General features: G+C 75.3%; 9 protein-coding genes. 6 read left to right on the plus strand and 3 right to left on the minus strand.

The features are described from left to right. Nucleotides 1-64: 64 nt before the first annotated feature. Nucleotides 65-1,999 carry a primary-amine oxidase gene (locus SH587_RS06725; RefSeq protein ID WP_320669811.1) on the plus strand — a complete coding sequence of 645 codons (1,935 nt, stop codon included), beginning with the start codon at nt 65-67 and terminating at the stop codon, nt 1,997-1,999. A 10-nt stretch (nt 2,000-2,009) separates the two neighbouring features. On the opposite strand, the gene SH587_RS06730 is transcribed toward SH587_RS06725, so the two are convergent. Genes SH587_RS06730 through SH587_RS06740 form a run of 3 tightly spaced genes read right to left on the minus strand, consistent with a single transcriptional unit; the run spans nt 2,010 to nt 5,247 of the window. Further along, nucleotides 2,010-2,795 (minus strand): enoyl-CoA hydratase-related protein, encoded by a 786-nt coding sequence (locus tag SH587_RS06730; protein WP_320669812.1) that lies wholly within the window; start codon nt 2,793-2,795, stop codon nt 2,010-2,012. Further along, the gene (locus tag SH587_RS06735) at nt 2,792-4,024 is read right to left on the minus strand and encodes a 3-hydroxyacyl-CoA dehydrogenase (protein WP_320669813.1); all 1,233 of its coding nucleotides are present in this window, start codon (nt 4,022-4,024) and stop codon (nt 2,792-2,794) included. Before SH587_RS06735 ends, SH587_RS06730 begins: the two co-directional genes overlap by 4 nt. Beyond that, the gene (locus SH587_RS06740; RefSeq protein ID WP_320669814.1) at nt 4,021-5,247 is read right to left on the minus strand and encodes an acetyl-CoA C-acyltransferase; all 1,227 of its coding nucleotides are present in this window, start codon (nt 5,245-5,247) and stop codon (nt 4,021-4,023) included. Before SH587_RS06740 ends, SH587_RS06735 begins: the two co-directional genes overlap by 4 nt. A 48-nt stretch (nt 5,248-5,295) precedes the next feature. On the opposite strand from SH587_RS06740, the gene SH587_RS06745 reads away from it, so the two are divergent. Genes SH587_RS06745 through SH587_RS06765 form a run of 5 tightly spaced genes read left to right on the plus strand, consistent with a single transcriptional unit; the run spans nt 5,296 to nt 10,893 of the window. After that, entirely contained in the window at nt 5,296-6,096 is an 801-nt protein-coding gene (locus SH587_RS06745) for an SDR family NAD(P)-dependent oxidoreductase (protein ID WP_320669815.1), read from the plus strand. After that, entirely contained in the window at nt 6,093-6,920 is an 828-nt protein-coding gene (locus SH587_RS06750; protein ID WP_320669816.1) for an enoyl-CoA hydratase family protein, read from the plus strand. The genes SH587_RS06745 and SH587_RS06750 overlap by 4 nt, the downstream gene beginning before the upstream one ends. 3 nt (nt 6,921-6,923) lie before the next feature. Continuing rightward, a complete protein-coding gene (locus SH587_RS06755; protein WP_320669817.1) occupies nt 6,924-7,337 on the plus strand; it encodes a RidA family protein in 414 nt (137 codons plus the stop codon). Next, a complete protein-coding gene (locus SH587_RS06760; RefSeq protein ID WP_320669818.1) occupies nt 7,334-8,512 on the plus strand; it encodes an acyl-CoA dehydrogenase family protein in 1,179 nt (392 codons plus the stop codon). The genes SH587_RS06755 and SH587_RS06760 overlap by 4 nt, the downstream gene beginning before the upstream one ends. Beyond that, on the plus strand, nt 8,509-10,893 hold the full coding sequence (locus SH587_RS06765) for a bifunctional salicylyl-CoA 5-hydroxylase/oxidoreductase (RefSeq protein ID WP_320669819.1): 2,385 nt from the start codon (nt 8,509-8,511) through the stop codon (nt 10,891-10,893). Before SH587_RS06760 ends, SH587_RS06765 begins: the two co-directional genes overlap by 4 nt. Nucleotides 10,894-10,980 lie beyond the last annotated feature (87 nt).

A 10,980-nucleotide genomic window follows, 5' to 3' on the forward strand; every position in this document is an offset into this window, starting at 1 on the left:
CCGCCCCGCGATCCAGTCGAACAAAAACTTGACGAATGGATAGTTCTGCGATGGAGTGCGCTTCATGGCCACCTCCCACGACTCCGGTCTGGCGTTCGCGCTCGACCCGCTGACGCCCGACGAGATCCGGCGGGCCGCCGCCGTCGCCCGCTCCGTCCCCGGCGAGGGCGACGGCGTCCGCGTCGTCTCCGTCTCGGTCGGCGAGCCGGCCCGCGACGGCCACGAGGACGACCGCCGCTTCGCCGACGTCGTCCTCCACGACCGCGACGCCGCCGTCACCCACGAGATCCGGGTCGACCTGCAGGCCGACGCGGTCCTCCGCGCCAACGCGGTGCCCGGCGTCCAGCCGCAGATGACGACCGAGGAGTTCCTGGCCGTCGAGGCCGCCGTCCGCGCCGCCCCCGCCTTCCGGGCCGCGCTCGCCCGCCGCGGGGTCGACGACCTCTCGCTGGTCGACGTCGACCCGGTCTCCGCCGGCGTCTACGACCGGCCCGAGGAGCAGGGCGACCGGCGGCTGGCGCGGGTCCTCGCCTACGTCCGGCCCGAGCCCGGCGGCAACGCCTACGCGCGGCCGCTGGAGGGGGTCTTCGGCCTGGTCGACGTCGACACCGGCGAGCTGGTCCACTTCGAGGATCGCGACCCGGTGCCGCTGCCGGCCGAGAGCGGCGAGTACCGCGCCGAGCGGACCGCGCTGCGGACCGACGTCCGCCCGATCCACATCAGCCAGCCCGAGGGCCCCAGCTTCAGCGTCCACGGCCACGAGGTCCGCTGGCAGAAGTGGCGCTTCCGGGTCGGCTTCGACACCCGCGAGGGGCTGGTCCTGCACCGGATCGGCTACGAGGACGGCGGCCGCCTTCGGCCGGTCCTCCACCGGGCCTCGTACGCGGAGATGGTCGTGCCCTACGCCGACCCCGACCGCTTCTACCAGACCCCGCTCGACATCGGCGAGTTCAACATCGGCACGATGACCAACTCGCTGACGCTGGGCTGCGACTGCCTGGGGGTCATCCACTACTTCGACGGCGCCTACAGCGACGGCCGCGGCGAGCCGGTGGTGGTGCCGAACGCGATCTGCCTCCACGAGGAGGACGACGGGCTGCTCTGGAAGCACACCGACTTCCGCACCGGCCACGTCGAGGTCCGCCGCGGCCGGCGGCTGGTCGTCTCCTCGATCGTCACCGTCGGCAACTACGAGTACGGCTTCTTCTGGTACTTCCACCAGGACGGCACGATCTCGTCCGAGGTCAAGGCGACCGGGATCGTGGCGACCCAGGCGCTGGCCGACGGCGTCAGCCCGACCTACGGCAAGCTCGTGGCCCCGAACCTGAGCGGGATCCACCACCAGCACGTCTTCTGCGCGCGGCTCGACGTCGCCCTCGACGGCGGCGGCAACACGGTCCTGGAGACCCAGACCGAGCCGGTCCCCGAGGGCCCCGACAACCCGCACGGCAACGCCTGGGTGACGGTCAGCCGGCCGCTCCGCAGCGAGCTGGAGGCGCGCCGCTCGCTCGACCTGACCACCGCCCGCAGCTGGACGGTCGTCAACCCGAGCAGCCGCAACGCGGTCGGCCAGCCGGTCGGCTACCGGCTCGTGACGGGCGAGAACACGGTGCCGTTCTCCGCCCCCGGCTCGTCGGCCCGCCGCCGCGCGGCCTTCATGGACCACCACCTGTGGGTGACCCGCTACGACCCGGCCGAGCGCTACCCGGCCGGCGAGTACCCGTACCAGCACGCCGGCGGCGACGGCCTGCCGCGGTGGGTGGCCGACGACGCCGCGATCGAGGACACGGACATCGTCGTCTGGTACACGATGAACCACCACCACGTGCCACGGCCCGAGGACTGGCCGGTGATGCCGGTCGCGCGGCTCGGCTTCAGCCTCAAGCCGTGGGGCTTCTTCGACCGCAACCCGGCGCTCGACGTGCCGCCGACCGCGCCCGGCGAGGGCAGCTGCCACGCCCACGAGCACGCGGGCCCGGGCGACGGCTGCTGCTCCTAGGTCGTCCGGCTCACCGCCCCGTGAAGCGGGGCGGTCGCCGCTCGAGGAAGGCCGCCATCCCCTCGCGCCGGTCGTCGCTGGCCATCGCCAGCAGGAACAGCTCGCGCTCGACGGCGAGGCCGGCGGTGAGCGGGGTCTCGTCGGCCGCGACCACCGCCCGCTTGGCCAGCTGGACGGCGATCGCCGGCCGGCGGGCGATCGTCTCGGCCAGGTCGAGCGCCTCGTCCTGAAGCCGGTCGCGGGGGACCACGCGGTTGACGAAGCCGAGCTGCTGGGCCTCCTCGGCCCGCACCCGGCGGCCGGTCAGGACCAGGTCCATCGCCCGCTGCTTGCCGAGCGCCCGGGCCAGCCGCTGGGTGCCGCCGCCGCCGGGGATGATCCCCAGCCGCACCTCGGGCTGGGAGAACTCGGCGTGCTCGGCGGCGACGATCAGGTCGCAGGCCAGCGCCAGCTCGCAGCCGCCGCCGATCGCGGGGCCGCCGACCGCGGCGATCAGCGGCTTGCGGACCGCGGCCAGCCGCGGCCAGAGGCGGGCGCCGCGGGCGGCGATCGCGTCCTGGAAGCCCTGGTCGCGCATCGTGCGGATGTCGGCGCCGGCGGCGAAGACCTCGACCCCGCCGGTCAGCACCACCGCGCGGACCGCGTCGTCGGCGTCGGTCGCCTCGAGCGCGGCGATCAGGCCGTCGCGCAGCTCGTCGCTGAGGACGTTGCGGCTCGCCGCCCGGTCGAGCGTCAGCAGCGCGACCCCGTCGCGCGGGTGGCTAGTGCGGACCGCGCGGGTCTCGTCGGACGTCATCGGGCCTCCTCGGCGGTCACGGCGGCAGGGTCGGGCCGGCGGTAGACGGGGTCGTGGTCGGGGCCGGCCAGGCGGTCGAGGAAGCCGTCGACCCGGGCCGCGCCGATCCACGCCGCCCAGCGGCTGGGGCCGACCGGGTGGTTGAGCCCGACCGTCATCCCGACGTCGATCGCGTCGGCGGTCGCCACCCCCTCGGCGCGCGCGAAGCGGGCCTCGTTGACCAACTGGACCAGGATCCGGGCCAGCGCCAGGTCGGCGGCGGGCGGCGCTCCGCCGGCCAGCAGCGCGTCGATCGCGGTCCCCGCCCGGTCGGCCGCCTCCTCGGCCGCGACCAGCCGGTCGGCGGGCCGGACGCGCTCGCGCCGCGGGGCGCCGTCGCCGTAGGCGTGGAAGCCGCGGCCGCTCTTGCGCCCCAGCTCGCCGTCGGCGACCTGCCGCTCCTGGAGCGGGCTCGGCCGCCAGCGCGGCTCGTGGTCGCCGCGCTCCCACATCGAGCGGGTCACGGCCAGGCTGACGTCGATCCCGATCAGGTCCATCAGCGCGAACGGGCCGAGCGGGAAGCCGGCGGCCTCGCAGGCGCCGTCGACGGCGGCGACGTCGGCCAGGCCCTGCTCGAGCACCCGCAGCGCCTCCAGGTAGTAGGGGCGGGCGCAGCGGTTGACGACGAAGCCGGGGGCGTCGGCCGCCTCGACCACCGTCCGCCCGAGCGCGTCGGCGACCCGCCGGGCCGTCGCGACGTGGGCCGGGTCGGCGCCGGGCGGGGTCACCAGCTCGACCAGCGCCATCTCGGTCGGCGGGTTGAAGAAGTGCAGGCCGACGACCCGCTCGGGCGCGTCGAGGCCGGCGGCGATCTCGGCGATCGGGATCGAGGAGGTGTTCGAGGCCAGGGTCGCCCGCGGCCAGGCGGCGGCGGCCCGCGCCAGCACCGTCCGCTTGAGGTCGAGGATCTCGGGCACCGCCTCGATCACCGCGACCGGCTCGGGCGCGTCGGCGTGGTCGCTGACGACGGCGATCCGCGCCGCGACGGCGGCGGCCTGCTCGCCGTCGAGGCTGCCCCGCTCGACCCGGCGGGCGATCGTGCCCTCGAGCCGCTCGCGGGCGGCGGCGGCGTCGTCGGCGTCGCTCTCCAGGACGGTCGCCCGCTGGTCGTGGAGCGCCGCGAGCAGCGCGATCCCGGCCCCCATCGTGCCGCCGCCGACGACGGCCAGCGGCCCCTCGAGGGCGCTCACGCCGGGCTCCCGGCCGACGGCTGCTCGAGCACGACGGCGACCCCCTGGCCGACCCCGACGCAGAGCGACGCCAGCCCCCAGCGGGCGCCGCGGCGGCGCATCTCGTGGACCAGCGAGCCGACGATCCGGGCACCGGAGGAGCCGAGCGGGTGGCCGAGCGCGATCGCCCCGCCGTTGGGGTTGACGATCTCCGGGTCGAGGCCGAGCTCGCGGACGCAGGCGAGCGCCTGGGCCGCGAACGCCTCGTTCAGCTCGACGACCTCGAGCTGCTCGATCCCGATCCCCGCGCGGGCCAGCGCGCGGCGGGTGGCGGGAACCGGGCCGATCCCCATGTAGGCCGGGTCGACGCCGGCCACCCCGACGCCGGCGATCCGCACGCTGGCGCTCCAGCCGTGCTCGGCGAGCGCCGCGTCGGAGGCCAGCAGCAGCGCCGAGGCGCCGTCGTTCAGCGACGACGAGTTGCCGGCGGTGACCGAGCCGCCCGCGCGGAAGGCGGGGCGCAGCCGGGCCAGCTGGTCGAGGTCGGTGTCGGCCCGCGGGCCCTCGTCGCGGTCGACGACGACCGGCTCGCCGCCGCGCCGCCGCGGGGGCGCGCTGACCGGCACGACCTCGCCGGCCCAGCGGCCGTCGGCCCAGGCGGCGACCGCGCGCTGGTGCGAGGCGAGCGCGAAGCGGTCCTGGTCGGCGCGGGCGACGGCGTAGCGCTCGGCGACGTTCTCGGCCGTCTCCCCCATCGAGTCGAGCGAGCCGACCTCGGCCATCCGCGGGTTCACGAACCGCCAGCCGATCGTGGTGTCGACCAGCTCGGCCGGGCCGGTGGCGTAGGCGCGCGACGGCTTCAGCACCGCCCACGGGGCGCGGGTCATCGACTCGACGCCGCCGGCCACCATCAGGTCGGCGTCGCCGGCGCGGATCGCGCGGCTGGCGCCGACGACCGCCTCCATGCCCGAGGCGCAGAGCCGGTTGACGGTCGCGCCGGGGACCTCGTGCGGCAGGCCGGCCAGCAGCGCGGCCATCCGCCCGACGTTGCGGTTCTCCTCGCCGGCGCCGTTGGCGTTGCCGAGCACCACGTCCTCGATCCGCGCGGGCGGGGCGCCGGTGCGCTCGACCAGGGCCGCGACCACCGTCGCCGCCAGGTCGTCGGGTCGGACGCCGGCGAGGACCCCGCCGTGCCGTCCGATCGGCGTCCGCACCGCGTCGACGATCCATGCATCAGCTGCCATCGCGACAACACTTTACATCGTTGCCCGGTGATGTGTAGATTGTTGCCCATGGATGGTCTGCACACCACCCCGACGACAAGTGGTCCATCTTCGGGCCCCGGTCGGCTGGTGGTCGTGACGGGGGCCACCGGCGGCGTCGGACGGGCCTGCTGCGCCCGCTTCCTGGCCGCCGGCGACCGCGTCCTCGCCCTCGGCCGCCGGGCCGAGGCGCTCGACGCGCTGGCCCAGGAGCTGGACGACGAGCGGCTGGCGGTCCGCCGCTGCGACGTCGCCAGCGAGCAGGACGTGGTCGACGTCTTCGGGGCCCTGGACGGGGTCCCCGACGTGCTGGTCAACAACGCCGGCGTCGCCCGCAGCGCCCCCCTCCACCGGACCACGCTGGCCGACTGGGAGGACCACCACCGGGTCAACGCGACCGGCCCCTTCCTCGGCACCCGCGCGGTGATCGCCGGGATGCGCGAGCGCGGCAGCGGCGCGATCGTCACCGTCGCCTCGACCGTCGGCCGGGTCGGCACCCCCTACACCGCCGCCTACGCCGCGTCCAAGCACGCCGCCGTCGGTCTGATGCGCGTCGCCGCCGCCGAGCTGGCCGGCAGCGGCGCGACCGCCAACGCCGTCTGCCCGACCTTCGTCGACAGCCCGATGACCGACCGCTCCGTCGACCGGATCACGGAGCGGACCGGACGCGACGCCGACGACGCCCGCGACGCGCTCGGCCGCAGCTCGCCGCTCGGCCGGCTGCTCGACCCCGACGAGGTCGCCGCGGCGGTCTCGTGGCTGGCGTCGCCCGACGCCCGCTCGCTCAACGGCCAGACCCTGATCCTCGACGGAGGAGGAATCCAAGCATGACCCCGTTCCGCGCCTCGGCCGCCCTCACCGAGCGGTGGGAGCACTTCGACTTCGCGATCGCCGACGGCGTCGCGACCGTCACCTTCAACCGCCCGGACAAGCTCAACGCGCTGACCTTCGACAGCTACGCCGACCTCCGCGACCTGGCCGCCGAGCTGCCCCACCGCGGCGACGTGCGGGTGCTGGTGCTGCGCGGCGCCGGACGCGCCTTCTGCTCCGGCGGCGACGTCGAGGAGATCATCGGCGAGCTGCGCAAGTTCTCCTCGACCGAGCTGCTCGAGTTCACGCGGATGACCGGTGCCGCCGTCCGCGGCCTGCGCGAGCTGCCGCTGCCGGTGATCGCCGCCGTCAACGGGGTCGCCGCCGGCGCCGGCACGGTGCTGGCGCTGGCCAGCGACTTCCGGATCCTCGGCGCCTCGGCCAGCTTCGCCTTCCTCTTCACCCGCGTCGGCCTGGCCGGCGCCGACATGGGCTCGGCCTACCTGCTGCCGCGGATCGTCGGCCTCGGCCGCGCGACCGAGCTGCTGACGCTCGGCGACAAGATCGACGCCCAGCGCGCCTACGAGATCGGCCTCGCGACCGAGGTCGTCGCCGACGACGAGCTGGGCGACCGCGCCGAGGCCCTGGCCCGGCGGCTGGCCGAGGGGCCGGCGCAGGCGTTCGGGGTCACCAAGAGCCTGCTCGTCCGCGAGCAGGACATGGACCTGGCCGGCGCGATCGAGCTGGAGGCGCAGGCCCAGGCGCTGCTGATGCGCTCCGACGACCACCACGAGTTCTTGGACGCCTGGCGCGCGAAGCGCCGGCCCGAATGGAAGGGACGCTGACCGATGACCAACGAGATCGTCACCGCGCCCGGCCTGGCGCCGCCCAGCGGCTACGCCCACGCGGTCGTCGCCGGCCCTGGCCGGACCGTCTACCTGGGCGGGCAGACCGCGCTCGACGCGAACAACCAGATCGCCGGTGACACGCTGGTCGAGCAGTTCGAGCAGGCCGCGGCGAACGTGGTCGAGGCGCTGGCCGCGGCCGGCGGCAAGCCCGAGCACCTGGTCTCGCTCCAGATCTTCGTCACCGACGTGGTCGACTACCGGCTCCACGCCCGCGAGCTGGGCGCCGCCTGGCGCAACCGCTTCGGCCGCCACTTCCCGGCGATGGGCCTCTTCGGCGTCACCCGGCTGTTCGACGACAACGCCCGGATCGAGCTGATGGGGATCGCGGTCGTGCCGGAAGGGGCGGCGGCGTGAGCGTCGACCTGCCGGTGCTCGACGCGCACCTCTCCGACGACGAGCGAGGGCTGCTGCGGGAGTGCCTGCGGATCGCCCGCGACGAGCTGGCCCCGATCGTCGAGGCCGGCGAGGAGGGCCGCGTCAACGACGCGCTGCTGCGGGCGCTGGCCGGCCACGGCCTCTTCCAGCGGCTCTACGCCCAGGACGCGGACGGCTGGCGCGGCGACGTCTCGGCGCTCGACCTGTGCCTGATCCGTGAGGGCCTGGCGCGCGGCAGCACCGAGGCCGAGACGGCCTTCGCCGTCCAGGGCCTCGGCTCGTTCCCGCTGCTGCAGTCCGGCACCGCCGCCGCCCGCGACCGCTGGGTGCCGGGGCTGGCCGCCGGCGAGTACGCCGCCGGCTTCGCGCTCAGCGAGCCGCAGGCCGGCAGCGACGTCGCCTCGCTCGCGCTGCAGGCGACGCCCGACGGCGACGGCTTCCGGCTCCGCGGCGAGAAGATCTGGATCTCGAACGCGCCCGACGCCGGGGTCTACACGGTCTTCGCCCGCACCACGCCGGGCGCCGGCGCCCGCGGCCTGACCGCCTTCGTCGTCCCCGCCGACAGCCCCGGGCTGCGCGGCGAGCGGCTGGAGCTGGTGGCCCCGCACCCGGTCGGCCACCTCTTCTTCGACGACGTCCCGGTCGCCGCCGAGCAGGTGCTCGGCGAGGTCGACCGCGGCTTCGCCGTCGCGATGCGGACGCTCGACCTGTTCCGTCCCAGCGTCGGCGCCTTCGCCGTCGGGATGGCACGGGCGGCGCTCGACGAGGCGGTCGCCCACGGCCGCGAGCGCGAGGCGTTCGGCCGGCCGCTGAAGGACTTCCAGGCGGTCTCGCACCGCCACGCCGACATCGCCGCCCGGGTCCAGGGCGCGCGGCTGCTGGTCCACCACGCGGCCCGCGCCTACGACGCCGGCGTCCGCCCCGTCACCCAGGCCGCCGCGATGGCGAAGCTGGTGGCGACCGAGGTGGCACAGGAGGCGGTCGACGCCGCGATCCAGACCCTGGGGGCCCGCGGCCTCCAGCGCGGCCACCGGCTGGAGCACCTGTACCGCGAGGTTCGCGCGCCGCGCATCTACGAGGGCGCGTCGGAGATCCAGCGGGAGATCATCGCCCGCGGGCTGTTCGCGCCCGCCGAGCACGAGGAGGCACGATGAGGATCGCCGTCTGCGGCGGCGGGCCGGGTGGCCTGTACTCCGCGATCCTGCTGCGCAAGCTCGGCCACGAGGTCGACGTCTGGGAGCGCAACGCGGCCGACGACACCTTCGGCTTCGGGGTCGTCTTCAGCGACGAGACGATGTCGGCGTTCGAGGTCTCCGACCCGACCAGCTTCGGTCGGATCGTGGAGCGGTTCGCGCACTGGTCCGACATCGACGTCCACTACCGCGGCACCACCCTGCGGTCGGGCGGGCACGGGTTCTCCGCGCTCAGCCGCAAGGTGCTGCTGAACCTGCTCCAGGAGCGCGCGGTCGAGCTGGGCGCCGCCGTCCGCTTCCGCCAGGAGCACCCGCCGATCGAGCGGCTGTCGGCCGAGTACGACCTGGTGATCGCCTGCGACGGCGTCAACAGCGCCGTCCGCGCCGCCCGCGAGGAGGCCTTCGGCACCACCCTCGACCCGCGCCGCAGCCGCTACATGTGGCTGGCCACCGACCTCGTCTTCGACGCCTTCACCTTCCACGTGCTGGAGACCGAGCACGGCGTGCTCCAGGTCCATGGCTACCCGTTCGACGACAAGTCGAGCACCTTCATCGTCGAGACCGACGAGCGGACCTGGCGGGCCGAGGGCCTCGACGCCGCCGAGCACGCCGACCTGCCCCCGGGCGTCAGCGACGAGGCCAGCATCGAGCGCTGTCGCGAGCTGTTCGCGCCGATGCTCGGCGGCCACTCGCTGTTCGGCAACAACTCGAAGTGGCTGCGCTTCACCACCGTCCGCAACGCCCGCTGGCACGACGGCAACGTCGTCCTGCTCGGCGACGCCGCGCACACGGCGCACTTCTCGATCGGCTCCGGCACGAAGCTGGCGATGGAGGACGCGATCGCGCTGGCGTGGGCCGTCCACGACCACGGCGAGGACGGGGTCGACGCGGCCCTGACCGCCTACGAGGCCGACCGCCGGCCGGTCGTCGAGAGCACCCAGCGGGCCGCCCAGGCGAGCCTCGAGTGGTTCGAGGAGATCTCGCGCTACGTCGGCCAGCCGCCGCGCCAGTTCGCGTTCAACCTGCTGACCCGCAGCCGCCGGATCACCTACGACAACCTGCGCGTCCGCGACGAGGCGTTCGTCGACGGCTGCGACCACGAGTTCGTCGCCCACGAGCCCGAGGCCGCGCCCGCGAGCGCGCCGTCGCGCAACGGCAGCACGCCGGAGCCCGCCGCCCCGCGGCCGCCGATGTTCCTCCCCTACCGGCTGCGCGACATGCAGCTGGAGAACCGGGTCGTCGTCTCGCCGATGGACATGTACTCGGCGGTCGACGGCGCGATCGGCGACTTCCACCTGGTCCACCTGGGCAGCCGCGGGATCGGCGGCGCCGGGCTGGTGATGAGCGAGATGGTCTGCGTCTCCGCCCAGGGCCGGATCACCCCCGGCTGCGCCGGCCTCTACCGCGACGACCAGATCGAGGGCTGGCGGCGGGTGGTCGACTTCGTCCACGGCCACGGCCGCGCGAAGATCGGCGTCCAGCTCGGCCACTCCGGTCGCAAGGGCTCGACGAAGCTGCTCTGGGAGGGCTCCGACGAGCCGCTCGACAGCGACAACTGGGAGGTCGTCGCGCCGTCGCCGATCCCCTGGGCGGCGCGCAACCAGACCCCGATCGAGATCGACCGCGCCGGCATGGACCGGGTCCGCGACGAGTTCGTGGCGGCGACCCGGCGGGCGGCCGCGGCCGGCTTCGACCTGCTCGAGGTCCACTTGGCCCACGGCTACCTGCTGTCGTCGTTCCTCTCGCCGCTGACCAACCGCCGGACCGACGAGTACGGCGGCGACCTGGCCGCCCGCGCGCGGTTCCCGCTCGAGGTCGTCGACGCCTGCCGCGCCGCCTGGCCGGCCGAGCGGCCGCTGTCGGTCCGGATCTCGGCCACCGACTGGGCGCCGGGCGGCTTCACCGGCGACGACGCGGTCGCGCTGTCGGCGCTGCTCCAGCAGCACGACGTCGACATCGTCCACGTCTCGACCGGCCAGGTCTGGGCCGAGCAGCGGCCGGCCTACGGGCGCAGCTACCAGACGCCGTTCGCCGACCGGATCAAGCACGAGGTCGGGATCCCGACGATCGCCGTCGGCGCGATCTCGAGCGCCGAGGACGTCAACACCACGATCCTCGCCGGCCGCGCCGACCTCTGCGCGCTCGGCCGTCCGCACCTCTACGACCCCTACTGGACCCTGCACGCGCAGGCCCAGCAGGGCTACCGCGGCGATCCCTGGATCCCCCAGTACCGCTCCGGCCGGCGGCCGCCGAACGACGGCACGCTGGCGGTCAAGACGCTGCCGCGCTCGTTCGACGAGGCCGGCGTCGAGCACGGCTGGCGCCCGGTCGCCGCCGGCTGATCCGGCGACCGCCGGCGCCGCGGGTCAGGGCGCCGGCGGGTGGCGGGCGGCGGCGTCGGTCGCGGCCCGCCGCGCGCGCCGCGGGGC

It is taken from the genome of Patulibacter defluvii, assembly GCF_034096925.1.
Lineage (GTDB): Bacteria > Actinomycetota > Thermoleophilia > Solirubrobacterales > Solirubrobacteraceae > Patulibacter > Patulibacter defluvii.